The sequence below is a fragment of the Streptomyces sp. SAJ15 genome (assembly GCF_007595705.1).
Taxonomy (GTDB): Bacteria; Actinomycetota; Actinomycetes; order Streptomycetales; family Streptomycetaceae; genus Streptomyces.
Genome location: NZ_NISY01000012.1, coordinates 17,742 through 35,242 on the forward strand (window position 1 = coordinate 17,742; position 17,501 = coordinate 35,242).

Here is a 17,501-nt window from a genome sequence, read left to right on the forward strand (position 1 = left end):
CGCCGAGGCGCCGGCTCACGCGTCCCCGTACGCCTCGCCGCCCAGCTCCAGGGTGGCCGTGCCGGCGGTGGTGTCGGCCAGCCAGCCGCGGAAGGCGTCGAGGTCCGCCTCGGGCAGCCCGACCTCGATGGTGACGGCCTCCGCGTAGCGCACCTCGCGCACCGCGCGGCCGGTGGCCCGCAGGTCGTTCTCCAGCTTGCCGGCCCGCTGGTGGTCGACGGTGACGGTGGCCAGCCGGAACCGCTGTCGGGTGATCGTGCCCAGCGCGTCCAGCGCCTCGCCGACGGCGCCGCCGTAGGCGCGGATCAGCCCGCCGGCGCCCAACTTGACCCCACCGTAGTAGCGGGTGACCACGGCGACGACGTAGCGGACCTCGCGGCGCAGCAGCATCTGGAGCATCGGCACCCCGGCGGTGCCGCCCGGCTCGCCGTCGTCGCTGGCCTTCTGGACGCCGCCGTCGGCGCCGATGACGTACGCGAAGCAGTTGTGGGTGGCGGTGGGGTGCTCGGCGCGGACCCGCCGCACGAACTCCTGCGCCTCCTGCTCGGTCGCGGCGGGCGCCAGCGCACAGATGAAGCGGGACTTGTTGATCTCGATCTCGTGCACACCCGCGCGCGGGACCGTCCGGTACTGCTCCTGCATCAGGCCACCCTACGTGCCGGAGGCCGGAAGTCCGGATCCGGCCGCCCGGTGGGGGAATGCTCCGGGCGGGGCCCCGGTTGAGCTGGTCATGTACGGAGACCCAGCAACGATCCGCGAGATCCTCCAGAACACCGGCGACACCTGGGCGGTGGTCGGCCTCTCCACCAACCAACGGCGGGCCGCCTACGGCGTGGCCGGTGTGCTCCAGCGCCACGGCAAGCGCATCGTGCCGGTGCACCCCACGGCGGAGACCGTGCACGGCGAGCGGGGGTACCGCTCGTTGAAGGAGATCCCCTTTCCCGTCGACGTGGTCGACGTGTTCGTCAACAGCGACCTGGCGGGTGCGGTGGCCGACGAGGCGGTGGCGATCGGCGCCAAGGCGGTGTGGTTCCAGCTCGGGGTGGTCGACGAGCAGGCGTGGCACCGCACCCGGGACGCCGGGCTGGCCATGGTGATGGACCGATGCCCGGCGATCGAGCTGCCGCGACTGGGCTGAGCCGCGACGGCCGGCGCGGGGGATGCGCTAGCGTCGGCCCATGATCCCCATACGAGCCGCGCTGCCCGCCGACGCCGCCGAACTGGTCCGTCTGCGCAGGCTGATGTTCGCGGAGATGAACGGTCGGGACGAGCCCGGGACGTGGGAGCGCTCGGCCCGAGAGATCGCGTTCCGTCAGCTGTCGGAGGACGGCCCGTGTCTCGGCGGGTTCGTGGTGGAGGGCGACCCGCGCGACGGCGGCGCCCACCTGGCCGCCTGCGCGATCGGCCGGGTGGAGCAGCGGCTGCCCGCGCCCGGCCATCCGACCGGGCGCTTCGCCTTCGTCTTCACGGTCTGCACCGACCCGCGCTACCGGGGCCACGGCTACGCGCGGGCGACGACCAGGGCCCTGCTGGACTGGTTCGCGGGCCACGGTGTCACCCGTGTCGACCTGCACGCCTCGGAGGAGTCGGAGCGGCTCTACCGGAGCCTCGGCTTCGCGGAGCATTCCATCGCGCTGTCACTGGACCTCACCCGGCGCGGGCTGAAGCAGGCGGGCTGACACCGGCGGGAGCCGAGGTCGGGCGGGAGCGGAAGCGGGGCGGAAGCCGAGGCGGGGCGGGAGCGAGGCGGGGCTGAGCCCCGCGCGTCAGGCCGCCAGACCCTCCAGCACCGTGGCGCCAGGGAGTTCGGCGAGCGCCTTGCCCGGGACGATGATCTTGCCGCGCCGGCTGCCGCTGCCGATCAGGACGTACGGCGCGTCGGCGACCGCCGCGTCCACCAGCAGCGGCCAGTCGGCGGGCAGACCGATGGGGGTGATGCCGCCGAACTCCATGCCGGTCTCCCCCGTCGCGGTCTCCATGGGCGCGAACGACGCCTTGCGCGCGCCGAAGTGACGGCGCACCACGCCGTTGACGTCCGCCCGGGTGTGGGCGAGGACCAGGCAGGCGGCGAGGGTCACCTCCCCGCCTCGCTTGGCGGCGACCACGACGCAGTTGGCGGACTGCTCCAGCAGCCAGGAGCCGTAGTCGGCCACGAGGACGGCGGTGTCGGCCTTGTCCGGGTCGGTGTCGACGTACCGCACCTCGGTCACCGGGACACCGCCGCTCCAGCCGCGGAGCGCCTCCGCGACGGGGGCGGTGAGCAGGTCGAGGCAGTCGATGGCGGGCCGGACGTCGGTGAAGGCTTCCATGGGCGTTCTCATGGTCGCCAAGCTACCGGCCACGGTCCGGGGCGCGGAGTGCCGTCTCAGGGTGCGGGAGCCGCCGCACTGACGGTGCACGTGACGCTGGCCGTACGGCGCCATCGCTTGGGGCGAGCGGCCGTACGTCGCTACCGCGCGGGCGGGCGACCGTACGGCGCCATCGCGCGGGGCGAGCGCCTGTACGTCGCCGTCGCGCGAGGCGGGCGGCCGTACGGCGCTACCGCGCGGGGCGGTGGCCGTACAGCGCTACCGCGCGGGCGTCCATCAGTGCCGCCGCCCGCCGAGGCGTGCGCGCGGCCGCGCGGGCCCGATTCGGCGCCCGGCCCGACCGCGCGTTGGCCGAGTCCCGCCCGCGCGTTGAGCCGGGGTCCCGCGCCGCGCGGGGAGCACGCCTCAGCACGCGGTGACGGCGGCACACCCGTCGGCCCGCACCCAGGATGAGCCCACGTCGCGCCTCAGCGGTCGCCGGCGGGTACGCCGTCTTCCCGCGCGGGTGCGATGGGGTGCGGGCCGGTGCCGGCATCCCCGAAGGCCGCGACCTCGCCGGACTCCTCCAGCTCGGCGAGCGCCAGCAGCTGGTCGGCGGTCATCCCAGCCGGGATGGGCACCGGCGGCGGGGTGCGCAGCGGCGGCTGCCAGCCCGCCTCCGGGTCCCAGCGGCGCACGATCTTGGCGGGCGCGCCGGCGACGACGGCGTGATCGGGTATCTCTCCGCGGACGATCGCGCCCGCCGCGACCACCACGTTGCGGCCCAGCCGCGCGCCGGGCAGGATCACCGCCCCCGCGCCCAACCAGCTGCCGGTGCCGATGCTGACGGGGGCGCTGCGCGGCCACTGTCTGCCGATGGGCTGGGTGGGGTCGTCGTAGGAGTGATTGTCGGAGGTCACGTAGACGTAGGGGCCGCAGTAGACGTCGTTGGCGATGACCACCTCCTGGGACGCCACGACATGGCTGCCGCGCCCGAGGACGACTCCGTCGCCTATCCGTATCACCGGATCGGGGCCGAGTTCGTGGTCGGGCACGAAGCCGGCGGTGAGGGTGACCTGTTCCCCGATGATGCAGAAGTCGCCCAGTTCGATCCAGCGTTCGCCGAAGACGGTGCCGAGCGGGAAGGCGAGCCGGGTCCCCACGCCGATCCGGCCGAAGCGGTACGGGCCGGGTCGTTCGGCGGTCACCGCGCCCGCGTCACGCAGCCAGCGCCAGCCGCGGTGGACCGCGCGGGAGACCAGGCGGCGCCGCGCGGCCGCGAGGGATGAGAACACGTTCTGGTTCTTCGGCACCCGCACACCGTATCCCCACCCACCTGCCGTACCGCGGCCAGGACGGGTGGTTGACCTGCGTCCCGAGCATGGTCAGGCTGGGGCCGGGCCCGGCGCGGCCCGATCACGGAGCTGACGGAGACGGGAGTCCGATGAGCGGCGACGCGGTGGTGGTGGGTGGCGGGCTGGCCGGGATGTTGGCGGCGGCCGCGCTGTTAGGACACATGGACACGGTCACCGTCGTCGAGCGTGACCGCTACCCGGTGGAGCCCGCCTTTCGCAAGGGCGTTCCCCAGGGCAGGCATCTGCACGTCCTCCTCACCGGCGGTCAACGGGCCCTGGAGGAGCTGCTGCCCGGCGTGGTCGGCGAGCTGAGGGCGGCGGGGGCGCACCGGCTGCTGATACCGCGCGATCTGCTGACGCGCAGCCGGAACGGCTGGCAGCGCCGCTACCACGAGGAGCGGCACTCGATGATCACCTGCACCCGCCCAGTGCTGGACGCGACCGTGCGGAGCCGGGTGCTGGCCGCCGCGGCGCGCTCCCGCACGCGCGTGGAGGTGGTGCAGGCCAGCGAGGCCGTCGGGCTGCTGGGCGGCGCCGAGCGGGTCACCGGCGTCCGGATCCGTTCCCGCGCGGGCGGGCGACGCCGGGACGGCGTCCCGGAGGCGGCGGTGGGAGTGCCGGGGGACGTTCGCGAGGAGCGGGGCCGCCGGGGCGCCGGCGGCGCGGAGGAGCGGGAGCTGCCCGCCACGCTCGTCGTGGACGCCTCCGGACGCGGCTCTCGCGCGCCGCGGTGGTTCGCGGACCTGGGGCGGCCGGCGCCGCGCGAGGAGATCATCGACGCCGGGATCGGCTACACCACGCAGGCGTTCCGACCCGTCGAGCCGCTCGACGCGGCCGTGGCGCTGCAGCCGGAACCGGGGTTCCCGCGCGGGGCGGCGTGGTTTCCGGTCGAGGACGGAATCTGGCTGTTGACACTGTCCGGGGTGCGCGGCCAGCACCCGCCCACCGGCGTCGGGGCGGACGGCATGGCGGCGGTGCTGGACTACGTCGGGGCCTACGGCGAACCCCATCTGCACGACCACCTGAAGACCGCCGAGCCGGTCTCCCCGCCGTACGGCTTCTTCGACACCGCCAATCGGCGCCGCTTCTACCAGGCGCCCGGGGGCGTCCCGGAGGGCTTCATCGCGGTCTCGGACGCCGCCTGCACCTTCAACCCGATCTACGGACAGGGCATGTCGGTCGCGGCGCTGAGCGCCGTCGCGCTGAGCCGACTGCTCCGGTCCCGGAGCGGCCCGCGCCCGGACCGGCCCGGCTTCGCCGCGGCGGCACAGCGGGCCGTCGCGCGGTCCGGCGACACCGCCTGGCTGACCGCCGTCGGGGCGGACCGACCCTTCGCCGCGGACGCCGACGCCACCCCACCGAGCGCCGCGGAACGGCTCGCGACCTGGTACTTCGGCCGGCTCGCGGACCGCGCGGTGATCGACCGTACCGTCGGGGCCGCGTTCCGTGACATCACCTATCTGACCGCGTCGCCGAGCCGGCTGCTGACCCCCGCCGTCGCGCTGCGCACCGTGGCTCTGCCGCGCCGCCGGGGACTCGTCGGGCCGCCGCCGCGGGTGGAGGGGACGCCCCGCTGAACCGGCACCCCGGCTTGCTCGCACCCTGCCTGACCTGCGGAGACATAAGAACAAGCCGCCGAGCGGGGCCGGCGGGGGTAACCTGTCAAGGGATAACAGTGGTGTCAACCCGGCACAGGAGGCACCCCATGCCGAATCCGGGATCCCCATCCGACGCGGCGCACGCGCCGCGGCCGCTCGCAGCCGTCCAGGACTTCCTCAACTCGCTGCACGTCGGTCGCGGCACCGACGAGCTGACCGACCCCGCCCAGGCGCCCCACTGGCTGGAATCCATCGGGCTGCGGCTCGACCGGCAGGGCGCACCGACCCGACAGGCGATGCTCCCCGCCGAGCTGACCACCCTGGCCTCACTCCGTACGGCGCTGCGCGAGCTGGTGCTCGCCGACGAGGACGCGACCGACCGGAGCCATGCCGCGGTGTGGATCGAGCAGCTGGCCGCCGCGACCCGTTACATAGTCCGCACCGACCACGAGGGGCGGATCCGCTTCGAGCCGGTCGGCACCCGCGTCGAGCGGCTGGTCGGCCACTTGTTGACGCTGGTCCACGACGCCCAGCGGGACGGGAGCTGGGAGCGGTTGAAGATCTGCCGCAACCCCACTTGCGCCTGGGTCTTCTACGACTACTCCCGCAACCACTCCGCGATCTGGTGCTCGATGGGGATGTGCGGCAACCGGCACAAGGTCACCCGGCACCGCGAGCGCAAGCGGGCCAACGCGCCCACCACCAGGATCCAGCTCGCCTGAGCCGCCGCGCGGCCCGGTGCCCGGCCGGCCCCTCCCGGATCACCCCGCCGGGGCGGAGCGCGACGCGCGCACGCCCGGCACCACCACCGGCGCTCCGTCCGCGGACGCGGTGAGGATCTCCGCCTCGATGCCGTAGAGCTCCCGCACCAGGGCGGCGTCGACGATCTCGCGGGGCGGGCCGGCGGCGACGACGCGACCGTCCCGCATGGCGACCACGGCGTCGGCGTAGCGCGCGGCGGCGGCGAGGTCGTGGAGGACCATGACGATCGTCCTGCCCTCGGCGGCGATCTCCCGCACCAGGTCGAGGACTTCGACGGCGTGACCGATGTCGAGCGCGCTGGTCGGCTCGTCCAGCAGCAGGACGGGGGTCTCCTGGGCCAGCGCCATCGCCAACCAGCAGCGCTGCCGCTGTCCACCGGAGAGCTGGTCCAGTCGGCGGTCACCGAGCGCGGTGACGCCGGTGGCCCTGAGCGCCCGGTCCACCGCCCGCTCGTCATCGGGCGACCACTGGCGGAACAGCCCCTGGTGCGGATGGCGTCCGTACCGCACCAGCCCGGCCACGGTGACCGCCTCGGGGGCCTGCGGGGACTGCGGGAGGAGGGCGATGCGGTGGGCGGCGGCGCGCTGGTTCAGCCGCCACACATCGGCGTCACCGGCGAACACCCGCCCGGAGTCGGGCTGGTGAAGACGCGCCATGCAGCGCAGCAGCGTCGACTTCCCGCAGCCGTTGGGGCCCACGACGGCGACCACCTGGCCGGACGGCACGACGAGATCGACGCCCCGGACGGCCAGATGGCCGGGATAGCCGGCGGTGAGCTGCTCGACGCGGAGTTCCACGGTGGCGGACCTTTCCGAAGGAGGACGAGGGCGGTTGGACGGCGTGCGCGCCGGCGTTTCCGAGGGCTCGCGGCGACAAGTGTGGCGACAAGTGTGGGGCACCCCTTGCCCAGAGGGCATAAGGTAAGGCTAACCTTACCCATTGCGGCGGAACTGTGAAGCGTTCTCGAACAGCCGTCGCCCCCTGACCACTTGACGCCGGAGCCGTTGATGACCCTGCTCACCCCCTTCCACCCGACCACCGCGCGCCGCGCGGCGCGGACCCTCGCGGCCCTCGGAGCCGCGGTGCTCCTGGTGTCGGGGTGTGGCTCCGACTCGGACTCGTCGGACGGCGGAGGCAAGGACGGTGCGAAGACGCGCACGGTCAAGGACGCCACCGGCAGGCCGGTGGAGGTGCCGGTGGCGCCCCAGCGGGTCGTGACGCTCACTCAGGAGGACCTGGACGCCGTGCTGGCGCTGGGCATGGAGCCGGTCGGCATCACCAACGGCCAGGGGCTCAGCGAGCCGCCCGAGTACCTCGCCGACAAGGTCCAGGACGTCGAGGTGGTCGGCAACCTGCTGCAGCCGGTGATGGACAAGGTCATCAAGGCCAAGCCGGACCTGATCCTCGCCGGCGACATGCAGGACGAGCAGGTGCTCAAGCAGCTGCGCGAGATCACCCCGGCGACGCTGGTCACCATGGCGCCCGCGGACGACTGGAAGCTCTCCTTCCGTGGCGTGGCCAACGCCGTGAACAAGCTGGACCAGGCCAACAAGGTCATCTCCGACTACGAGGCCGACGCCAAGGCGGCGGGCACGAAGCTCGGTGCCGACAAGGGCGCCGAGGTCAGCATCGTGCGCTGGAACCCCGACGGCCCGAGCTGGATGGAGAAGAAGCAATTCGCCAGCGGGGTCGCCCTGGACATGGGCCTCAAGCGGCCCAAGGCCCAGAACAAGGACGGCAACGCGCACACCCCGCCGCTCAGCCTGGAGAAGATCAACGAGATCGACGGCGACTGGCTGTTCCTCTCCACCCTGACCTCGGACGGCGAAAAGGCCCTGAAGGGCGTTCAGGAGAAGCCCGCCTACAAGGAGTTGACCGCGGTGAAGGAGGGCCACGCCGTGACCGTCGACGGCTCCGTCTGGTCGACCCGCGGCGGTCCGCTGGCCAGCCGGGTCGTGATGGAGGACATCACCAAGGCGCTCTCCAAGCCCTGACGGCGCGTGCGGACACGTGCGGACGCGTGCTGACCGGTAAGTCCTGACGGCAGTCTCGCCCGCACAACTGACCGTACGCCGCCAGCACTCCCGACCGGCGCGTCCGGCACCAGCAGACCGGCACGTCCAGCACGTCCTGACGGCGCGTCCTGACGGCGCCGCCCCGACGATCAACCGGTGGCGGATCGGGCGGCCGCGAAGTCCGCGGCCGTCCACGCCATCCCCACCGCGCCGTCGATCAGCGCCCGTTCCGCCGCGGCCCCCAGGGCGGCCGCGGCGAACTCCGGCTCGTGCGGGCCGCAGGCCCCACCGGTGATGTCCAGGACCGGGTGGATGGACGGCACGGCGTGCGAGACGTTGCCCATGTCCGTGCAGGCGAACGGCTCCCGGGCCTCCGGCTCGGGCCGGCCCAGCGCACGGGCGTTGGCCCGCCACAGGGCGGTGAGGGCGGGGTCGGAGCGGAAGTCCAGGTAGTCGGGCTCGGGACGGGTGAGGGTGACCTCGCAACCCGTCGCCAGCGCGCCCGCGCGGAAACACGCTTCGACCCGCTCGCGCAGCTCGCGCAGGTCCTCGGCGGCCAGGGCGCGGATCTCGTACTCGGCGGTGGCCCGGTCCGGGATCGCGTTCGGAGCGGTGCCCGCGCTCGTGGTCACCCCGTGCACCCGCCAGTGCGGGGGCAGCTGCTGGCGCAGCAGGCCGAGGGCGACCTGAGCGACCGTCAGGGCGTCGGCGGCGTTGCGGCCCTCGTGCGGGTTGAGGCTGGGGTGCGCGGCGCGGCCGGTGTACGCCACGGAGAGGGTGCCGAGCGCGAACGAGCGGAAGTCGGCGACATCGAAGGGGCAGGGGTGCACCATCATCGCCGCGTCCACCCCCTCGAACGCGCCGGCCTCCAGCAGCAGGGCCTTGCCCGCGCCGCGCTCTTCCGCCGGCGTGCCCAGCACCCTCACGGTCAGGCCGAGTTCGTCGACGTAGGGGGCGAGGCCCAGGGCGGCGCCCACGCCCGCGGCCGCGATCAGGTTGTGGCCACAGGCGTGACCGAGGCCCGGCAGCGCGTCGTACTCGCAGGCGATGGCGACGGTGACCGGCCCGCTGCCCACGGTGGCGCGGAAGGCGGTCTCCAGGCCGTACGCCGGCGCCGTCACGGCGAAGCCCTGGGCGGCGAGCAGTTCGGCGCACCAGGCCGCCGCGCGGTGCTCGGCGAAGGCCACCTCGGGATGGGCGTGGATGCGGCGGCTGAGGTCCAGCAGCGCGGACCGGTGCGCGGCCACTTGGTCCCGTATCGCGTCCTTGAGCACGCTGGACGCGGTGGGCGCAGTGGGCGCGCTGGACGCGATGGGCGGTGCGGCGGCTTCCGCGGCGACGCCGTCGCCGCTCTCCGCGGCCTCGACGGCCGTGGCCCGGTCGACTCCGGTCATGACTGGTCCCCTTCATCGGATGGATCGGTCGGTCCGCGGAGGGGCGGTCACACCCTCGCGGCCCAGCGCAAGATAACTTAGCCTTACCTAAGTTTGCGTCACCGATGTGTCCGGTGTCGCAGACCGTTCTCGTCCACCGGGAGTTCCCACACATGCGTCTTCCGCTGCTTGCCGCACAGGCCGGAGTCCTGTACGCCCAGCAACTCGATCCGGACAGCACCGCGCTCAACACCGCGGACTGCGTGGAGCTCCAAGGACCCCTGGACGAAGCGCTGTTCGAGCAGGCGTTGCGGCGCACCACCGCCGAGGCCCAGACCCTGTCCCTGCGCGTCGCCGACGACGGAGGCACCCCCGTCCAGTTGGTCGTGCCGGACCCCGAGTGGCGGTTGCACCGGCTCGATGTGCGCGACGCCGACCGCCCGTTGGAGGCGGCCGAGGCGTGGATGCGGGCCGACCTGGCCCGACCGGTCGACCTCACCGGCGGAACGGACCTGGTGACGCAGGCGCTCATCCGGGTCGCCGACGACCGCCACTGGTGGTACCAGCGCGTCCACCACTTCGCCGTCGACGCCTACGCGCTCCAACTGCTGGGGCGTAGGACGGCCGAGGTCTACACCGCGCTCGCCGCCGGTCGGCAGCCCGCCGAGAGCTCGTTCGCGGCGCTGAGCGACCTGACCGCCGAGGAGACGGCGTACCTGGGCGGTGAACAGTGCACGGCCGACTGGGAGTTCTGGCGCGACCGCATGGCGGACCGCCCCGAGCCGGCCACCCTGGCCCCCGCGCTCGCTCCGGCTCGGCACCGGTTGGACACCCCCGGGGCGGACGGGGAGGACTCCCCCGATCCGGGTCGCCCCGAGGGCGCCGCCCGGCGCGGTGCCCCGGCGGACGGTCAGCCACCGCGCGGGACTCGACCCCACGGCGCCGAAACGACCGAACCAGCCGGGACGACCGAACCAGCCGGAACCACCGCGTCGGCCGCTGCGGTCCCGCCCGTTCGGGGCCCGCGGCACCACGCCCCCCGGCGTAGATCCCTCACCCTGCCCGCCGGCACGCTGGCGCGGCTGGAGGAGGCGTCCCGCGCCGCGAAGGCGACCTGGGCGGAGCTGCTCATCGCGGCCACCGCCGGCTATGTGCACCGGATCACCGGCAGCCAGGACGTGGTGCTCGGGCTGCCGCTGTCCAACCGGCGCGGCCCGGCGGCCCTGCGCACGCCGGCGATGACGGTGAACGTGCTCCCGCTGCGCCTCGCCGTGCGGCCCCAGGACACCGCGGCGGAACTGCTGCGCCGGGTGGTGCTGGAGGTGCGCGCGGTCCGCCGCCACCAGCGCTACCCGCAGGCCGACCTCCGGCGCGACCTCGGTCTCACCGCCGCGGACCAGATGCTGACCGGGCCCATGGTCAACATCAAGCCCTTCGAGGGCGACCTGGACTTCGGCGGACTGACCGGCACGGTGCGCAACCTCGCCGCCGGACCGGTCGAGGACCTGTCCGTCACCGTCTCGCCCACCGGGGACGGCGGCCTGCGGCTGGGCCTGGACGCCAACCCGGCCCGCTACGACGACGCCGCGCTCGCCGCCCACGAACACGGGCTGCTGGCCTACCTCGACGGTCTGTCCGCGCTGCTGCGCGACGCGCCGCACCGGCCGGTGGGCGGGGTGGACCTGCTCGACCCGCCCGCCGTTCACCAGGCCACCGCCGGACGGAGCGAGCCCCCGGCCGGACGGACGCTGCCCGAGCTGCTGGCGGAGCAGGCCGCCCGCACTCCCGAGGCGACAGCCGTCCACAGCGGCGCCGCCCGACTCACCTTCGCCGAGCTGGACGCGGCCGCCAACCGGCTCGCGCACCACCTGAGGGGGCTCGGCGTGCGCGCCGAGACGCCCGTCGCGCTGGCCCTGCCGCGCGGCGCGGACACGGTGGTGGCGCTGTTCGGCGTGTTGGGGGCGGGCGGTGTCTGCCAGCCCCTGGACCTGGGACACCCCACCGCCCGCACGGAGGCCGTGCTGGCCGATGCCCGGCCCGGCTGCGTGGTCGGCACCACCGAGGCCCTGGCCGGGCTGCCGCCGCACTCCCTGCCCACCGTCGCCCTGGACGCCCCGGGCACCCGGGCCGCCCTCGCCGACCACCCGGCCACCCCACCGCATCCGGCACCCGCCCCGGAGCAGGCCGCCTACATCATCCACACCTCCGGTTCCACCGGCCGCCCCAAGGGCGTCGTCGTCAGCCACGCCTCCCTGGCCAATCTGCACGCGGGGCACGGCACCGACCACATCGCGCCCGCGCTCGCCCGCACCGGTCGGCACCGGCTACGGATCGCCCATACCGCCTCCTTCGCCTTCGACGCCTCCTGGGACCCGCTGCTGTGGATGGTCCACGGGCACGAGCTGCACCTGCTCGACGACGCGGCCTACCGCGACCCCGCCGCGCTCGCCCGATACGTCGACGAGCAGCGCGTGGACTACCTGGACACCACCCCCTCCTACACCGAGGCGCTCCTCGCCGAGGGCCTGCTGGACGACGACCGCCACCGCCCCGCCGTGCTGGTCGTCGGCGGTGAGGCCGTGCCCGCGCCGCTGTGGGAACGGCTGGCCGGGACGCCCGGACTCCACCCCGTCAACCTGTACGGCCCCACCGAGACCACCGTGGACGCCTACTACTGGCTGCCGGCCGCGGTGCCCGGCACGGAACCGGACGCCGCGCGCGACGGTCGCGCGGCCACCCCCGACCCCGCTGACACCGCTGACACCGACCCGACGGGCGCCGCCGAAGCGGATCCCCAGGCGCCGGACCGGGTGACCGGGCGGCCCGTGCGCGGCTCGCGCGCGTATGTGCTCGACTCCTCCCTCCGTCCCACGCTCCCCGGGTTCGTCGGAGAGCTGTATGTGGCCGGGGCCTGCCTGGCCCGCGGCTATCTCAACCGCGCGGGGCAGACCGCCGAACGGTTCACCGCCGACCCGTTCGGCGCCCTGCACGGTGATCCCGGCGGCCGGATGTACCGCACCGGCGACCTGGTCCGACGGCGCGTCGACGGCACCCTGGAGTTCCTCGGCCGCGCCGACGACCAGGTCAAGATCCGTGGCTTCCGGATCGAACTCGGCGAGATCCAGGCCCGGCTGGCCGCCCATCCGGCCGTGGCCCAGGCCGCCGTGATCGCCCGTGACACCCCGCACGGCAAGCGGCTGCTCGCCTATGCGGTGCCCGCCCTCGCCCCCACCACGGAAACCGGGACAGCCACCGCGGACACCGGCACACCCACCGCGGACACCGCGCCCGTCTCGGACACCGAAGCGCCCGCCTCGGAGGCCGGCGCCCTCGGCCACACCCCGGACACCCGTGTCCCTCTCACGGGCACCGACGGCCTCGCCCTCGCCGCGGACACCGGCGCGTCGGCCGGCACCGCCGGGCAGGCCCTCGCCGGGCGGCCTCCCGCCGGGCAGACCGCCGGGAGCGCCCGCCCGGCCGTCACCCCTGCGGCGCTGCGCGCCCATCTCGCCGAGACGCTGCCGGCGCACATGGTGCCGGCCACCGTCACACTGCTCAACGCGCTGCCCCGCACCGCCAACGACAAGCTCGACGTCCGCGCGCTGCCGGACCCGGCCTCGGACTCCCCCGCCGGGAGCGGGGCGACGGGCGCCGCCGGCGACGCGGCCGCCGCGCCGCGCTCCCCGCACGTGGACATCCTCCGCGGGCTGTTCGCCGACATCCTGGACCTGGAGCAGGCCCCCTCGGCCGACGCCGGCTTCTTCGACCTCGGCGGCCACTCGCTGCTCGCCGGACGGCTGGCCGCCCGCGTTCGGGAGTCCTTCGACGCCCCGATCGGTATCGCCGACGTCTTCCGGCACGCCACTCCGAACGCGCTCGCGGCCCTGCTGCGCGACCGCGCCCGCGGCCGCGCCGGGGCCGGCGCCGACGCGGCCGGCTCGACCCACACCGCGGACGGCGGCGAAGCCCCCGTGCTCGTGCCCGTCCCCCGCACCGAACGACTCCCCCTCTCCCCCGCCCAGAAGCGGCTCTGGTTCCTGCACCGACTCGAGGGCCCCAGCCCCACCTACAACATCCCCCTCGTCCTCTCCCTCACCGGGCCCCTCGACCGTGACGCGCTGCGGCTCGCCCTGCACCGCCTCACGGAGCGTCACGAGACACTACGAACCGTATACCCGACCACTGACAACGCCGACGGAAACGAGCCCTACCAGCGGATCCTCCCCTCGGAGCGGGCCCGACCGACGCTCCACGACGCCCCGCCCGGAGCCACCCTCGCCGACGCCGTGCGGCACTGCTTCGACCTGGCCGCCGAACCCCCGCTGCGCGCCACGCTGTTCCGCGACTCCGCCGAGCGGCACACGCTGCTCCTGCTGCTGCACCACATCGCCGGCGACGGAGCCTCCACCACCCCGCTCGCCCGCGACCTGGCCGCCTTCTACAGCGCGCGTGACCTCGCGCCGCTCGCCGTTCAGTACGTCGACCACACCGCGTGGCAGGAACGTCTCCTCGGCCCAGCGGACGCGCCCACTCCGCTGGCCGAGGCGCAGTCGGCACACTGGAAGCAGGCCCTGGCCGGCCTGCCCGACCAGTTGGACCTGCCGACCGACCGGCCCCGCCCGGCCGTCGCCTCGTACGCCGGCGACACCGTGCCGTTCCACCTGGACGCGGCGACGACCGCGGCGCTGGGGCGGCTCGCGCGCGCCACGGGCACCAGCGTCTTCATGGCGGTGCAGGCCGGCCTCGCCACGCTGCTCACCCGGCACGGCTGCGGCACCGACATCCCGATCGGCACCCCGGTCGCGGGCCGCGCCGACGACGCCACCGCCGACCTCGTCGGCTTCTTCACCAACACGCTCGTGCTGCGCACCGACACCTCCGGCGCCCCCACGTTCCGCGATCTGCTCGGCCGGGTGCGCGCCGCCACCCTGGCCGCGTACGAGAACGACGCGCTGCCCTTCGACCGGCTGGTGGAGGAGCTCAACCCGCCGCGCTCGCTGGGCCGTCACCCGCTGTTCCAGGTGATGCTCGCCTGGCAGTCGCTGCCGGACGCGGAGTTCACGATGGGTCCGGCGGACGGTCCCCCGCTGACGGCGCGTATGGCGGCCGTCCCGTCCGGCACGGCGAAGTTCGACCTCACCCTCAACGCCGGGGAGCGGTCGGACGGAACCATCGCCGGCTTCCTGGAGTTCCGTACCGACCTGTTCGAGCGCGCCACCGCCCAGGGCCTCGCCGACCGGCTGACCCGGCTGCTCACCGCCGCCGCGGCCGCCCCCGACACCTCGATCGGGCGGCTGCCGCTGCTCGGCGCGGAGGAGCGGCGGAACGTCCTGGTCACCGCCAACACGCCCCGTCCTACGGACCCTTCCGCGCCCGCCACGGACACGGCCACGACCGACACCGCCGCCCGCGCGAGCGCGGACTCCGAGCCGGACTCCGCCCCGGACGCCCCGCCTTCGGCCCCGCCCACCACGCTCGCCGCGCGGTACGCCGAAGCCGCCCGTCTCCACCCCGAGCGCACCGCCGTGACCTGCGGCGAGGAGGCGATGAGTTACGCGGAACTGTCCGCGCGGGCGCACCGTCTGGCCAGGCTGCTGGCCGCCCGCGGCATCGGCCCCGGATCCATCGTGGCGCTCGCGCTGCCCCGGTCACCGGACCTCGTCACGGGGCTGCTCGCGGTCTCCCTCTCCGGCGCCGCCTATCTGCCGCTGGACCCGGACTACCCGTCCGACCGGCTGGCGTACATGCTCGACGACGCCGCCCCGGCCGCCGTCGTCACCGACACCGCGACCGCGCCCCGGCTGCCCGCCGCCGCCCATGCGCTGCCCCTGGTCACCGTGGACGCCACGGATGTCTCGGGGTTCGCCGACGGGCCGCTGACCCAGGACGAGCGCACCCGCCCGCTGCTCCCGCGGGACGCCGCGTACGTCATCTACACCTCGGGCTCCACCGGCCGGCCCAAGGGCGTCGTCGTCACCCACCACAACGTGACCCGGCTGCTGTCCGCCACCGACCACTGGTTCGGCTTCGGCCCCGACGACGTGTGGACGCTGTTCCACTCCTACGCCTTCGACTTCTCGGTGTGGGAGCTGTGGGGCGCGCTGCTGTACGGCGGCCGGGTCGTCGTCGTGCCGCACCTGGTCAGCCGCGACCCGGCCGCGTTCCTGGAGCTGCTGGCGGCCGAACGGGTCACCGTGCTCAACCAGACACCGTCCGCGTTCTACCAGCTCGGTGCCGCCGACCGGGAGCGCCCGGGCAGCGGGCTCGCGCTGCGCTACGTCGTCTTCGGCGGCGAGGCGCTGGAGCTGGGCCGACTCGCCGACTGGTACGAGCGGCACCGGGACGACGCGCCGACGCTGGTGAACATGTACGGCATCACGGAGACCACCGTGCATGTGTCGTACATCGCCCTGGACGAGGCCACGGCCGCCGCCGCGTCCTCCAGCACCATCGGCGTGACCATCCCGGACCTGCGGGTCTACGTCCTGGACGACCACCTGGAGCCGGTGCCGCCGGGGGTGACCGGTGAGATGTACGTGGCCGGCGAGGGCCTGGCGCGCGGCTATCTGGGGCGGCACGCGCTCACCGCGGAGCGCTTCGTCGCCGATCCCTTCGCGCACCTCTTCGGCGAGCGCGGGGCGCGGATGTACCGCTCCGGGGACCTCGCCAGGCGGCGCGCCGACGGCACCCTGGAGTACTTCGGCCGTGCCGACCACCAGGTCAAGATCCGCGGCTTCCGGATCGAGCTGGGCGAGATCGAGGCGGTGCTGGCCGAGCACCCGGACGTGGCGGACGCCGCCGTCGTCGTCCGCGAGGACACCCCCGGCGACAAGCGGCTGGTCGGCTACGCGGTGCCGGCGCGCGAGACCACACCGGCGGCGCTGCGCGAGCACGCGGCCGCCGAACTGCCCGTGCACATGGTGCCGTCGGCCGTCGTCCTGCTGGACCGGCTGCCGCTGACCGCCAACGGCAAGCTGGACCGCGCGGCGCTGCCCGCGCCCGACTTCGGCGCCGCCGTCACCGCCGGTGGCCGCCCTCCGCGCGGTCCGCGCGAGGAGCAGCTGTGCGCGATCTTCGCCGATGTGCTGGGCGTGCCCCGGGTCGGGGTGACGGACAACTTCTTCGACCTGGGCGGGCACTCGCTGCTGGCGGTGCGGCTCGCCGCGCGGGCGCGCGCCGCCCTCGGGGCGGAGATCTCCATCTCCACCGTCTTCCAGGCCCCGACCGTCGCCGCGCTGGCCGAGGCGGTCGACGCGGAGCTCAACGGCGAGCGGGCGACCGATCCGCTCGACGTGCTGCTGCCGCTGCGGCCGGCCCGCGCGGGCGACCGGGCCCCGCTGTACTGCGTCCACCCGGCGGGCGGACTGAGCTGGTGCTACGCCGGACTGATCCGCCATCTGCCGGCCGATGTGCCGATCTACGGGCTCCAGGCGCAGGGCGTGGGCCCGGCCACCGCGGACAAGCCGCTGCCGGGCACCCTGGAGGAGCTGGCCGGGCACTACGTCGACCGGATACGCGAGGTGCAGCCGACCGGACCGTACCGGCTGCTGGGCTGGTCCACGGGCGGCATCATCGCGCAGGCCATGGCCACCCGGCTGCGTGACCTGGGCGCGGAGGTCGAGCTCCTCGCCATCCTCGACGCCTACCCCGCCGAGGGCTTCCGCGAGCTGCCGGTGCCCGACCGCGCGGAGGCGATGGAATCCCTGCTGGCCATGGGCGGCTACGGGCTCGAGAGCCTGGAGGGCAAGCCCCTGGAGACCGAGCACGTGGTGGAGGTGCTGCGCCGCGAGGGCTCCCCGCTGGCCAGCCTGGACGCGGCCACCATCGAGGCGCTCGGCCAGATCTACCTCAACACCAACCACCTGGTGCGGGGCTTCGACCACCGCGTCTTCGACGGGGACGTGCTCTTCTTCCGGGCCACCGTCGACACCATCGACGACACCCTCACCCCCGAGACGTGGACCCCCTATGTCTCCGGCCGGATCCGGAACACGAACGTGGCCTGCTCGCACAAGGACATGACGCTGCCCGAGCCGATCGCGCACATCGCCGCCGTGATCGCCGACCACCTGACCGGACTGGAGCGGGACCGATGAGACTCGCGGGACCG

General features: G+C 74.5%; 11 protein-coding genes. 6 read left to right on the forward strand and 5 right to left on the reverse strand.

What is annotated here, in order from left to right:
* Positions 1 to 15 precede the first annotated feature (15 nt).
* Positions 16 to 642, reverse strand: coding sequence for a YigZ family protein (locus CD790_RS25270; RefSeq protein ID WP_144385646.1), 627 nt, complete (start codon positions 640 to 642; stop codon positions 16 to 18).
* Between the two features lie 88 nt (positions 643 to 730).
* Here CD790_RS25270 and CD790_RS25275 point away from each other — a divergent pair, with 88 nt between their 5' ends.
* Together CD790_RS25275 and CD790_RS25280 are read left to right on the forward strand one after the other, a co-directional pair.
* Positions 731 to 1,138, forward strand: a complete 408-nt coding sequence (locus CD790_RS25275; RefSeq protein ID WP_144385647.1) for a CoA-binding protein — start codon at positions 731 to 733, stop codon at positions 1,136 to 1,138.
* A gap of 40 nt (positions 1,139 to 1,178) precedes the next feature.
* On the forward strand, positions 1,179 to 1,679 hold the full coding sequence (locus tag CD790_RS25280; protein WP_144385648.1) for a GNAT family N-acetyltransferase: 501 nt from the start codon (positions 1,179 to 1,181) through the stop codon (positions 1,677 to 1,679).
* A gap of 87 nt (positions 1,680 to 1,766) precedes the next feature.
* On the opposite strand, the gene CD790_RS25285 is transcribed toward CD790_RS25280, so the two are convergent.
* Both CD790_RS25285 and CD790_RS25290 read right to left on the reverse strand, forming a co-directional pair.
* On the reverse strand, positions 1,767 to 2,321 hold the full coding sequence (locus CD790_RS25285) for a YbaK/EbsC family protein (protein ID WP_144385649.1): 555 nt from the start codon (positions 2,319 to 2,321) through the stop codon (positions 1,767 to 1,769).
* 455 nt (positions 2,322 to 2,776) lie between these two features.
* On the reverse strand, positions 2,777 to 3,601 hold the full coding sequence (locus CD790_RS25290; protein WP_144385650.1) for an acyltransferase: 825 nt from the start codon (positions 3,599 to 3,601) through the stop codon (positions 2,777 to 2,779).
* A 131-nt stretch (positions 3,602 to 3,732) separates the two neighbouring features.
* Here CD790_RS25290 and CD790_RS25295 point away from each other — a divergent pair, with 131 nt between their 5' ends.
* Together CD790_RS25295 and CD790_RS25300 are read left to right on the forward strand one after the other, a co-directional pair.
* A complete protein-coding gene (locus CD790_RS25295) occupies positions 3,733 to 5,220 on the forward strand; it encodes an NAD(P)/FAD-dependent oxidoreductase (RefSeq protein ID WP_144385651.1) in 1,488 nt (495 codons plus the stop codon).
* Positions 5,221 to 5,348: 128 nt separating this feature from the next.
* A complete protein-coding gene (locus tag CD790_RS25300; protein WP_144385652.1) occupies positions 5,349 to 5,963 on the forward strand; it encodes a CGNR zinc finger domain-containing protein in 615 nt (204 codons plus the stop codon).
* A gap of 39 nt (positions 5,964 to 6,002) precedes the next feature.
* Here CD790_RS25300 and CD790_RS25305 read toward each other — a convergent pair whose 3' ends face one another.
* The gene (locus CD790_RS25305; RefSeq protein ID WP_144385653.1) at positions 6,003 to 6,800 is read right to left on the reverse strand and encodes an ABC transporter ATP-binding protein; all 798 of its coding nucleotides are present in this window, start codon (positions 6,798 to 6,800) and stop codon (positions 6,003 to 6,005) included.
* Between the two features lie 210 nt (positions 6,801 to 7,010).
* Between CD790_RS25305 and CD790_RS25310 the strand changes: the two genes are divergently transcribed.
* Positions 7,011 to 7,997 carry an ABC transporter substrate-binding protein gene (locus tag CD790_RS25310; protein WP_144385654.1) on the forward strand — a complete coding sequence of 329 codons (987 nt, stop codon included), beginning with the start codon at positions 7,011 to 7,013 and terminating at the stop codon, positions 7,995 to 7,997.
* A gap of 170 nt (positions 7,998 to 8,167) precedes the next feature.
* On the opposite strand, the gene CD790_RS25315 is transcribed toward CD790_RS25310, so the two are convergent.
* A complete protein-coding gene (locus CD790_RS25315; RefSeq protein ID WP_144385655.1) occupies positions 8,168 to 9,412 on the reverse strand; it encodes a M20 family metallopeptidase in 1,245 nt (414 codons plus the stop codon).
* 152 nt (positions 9,413 to 9,564) lie between these two features.
* Between CD790_RS25315 and CD790_RS25325 the strand changes: the two genes are divergently transcribed.
* Positions 9,565 to 17,487 carry a non-ribosomal peptide synthetase gene (locus tag CD790_RS25325; protein WP_260867869.1) on the forward strand — a complete coding sequence of 2,641 codons (7,923 nt, stop codon included), beginning with the start codon at positions 9,565 to 9,567 and terminating at the stop codon, positions 17,485 to 17,487.
* Positions 17,488 to 17,501: the final 14 nt, after the last annotated feature.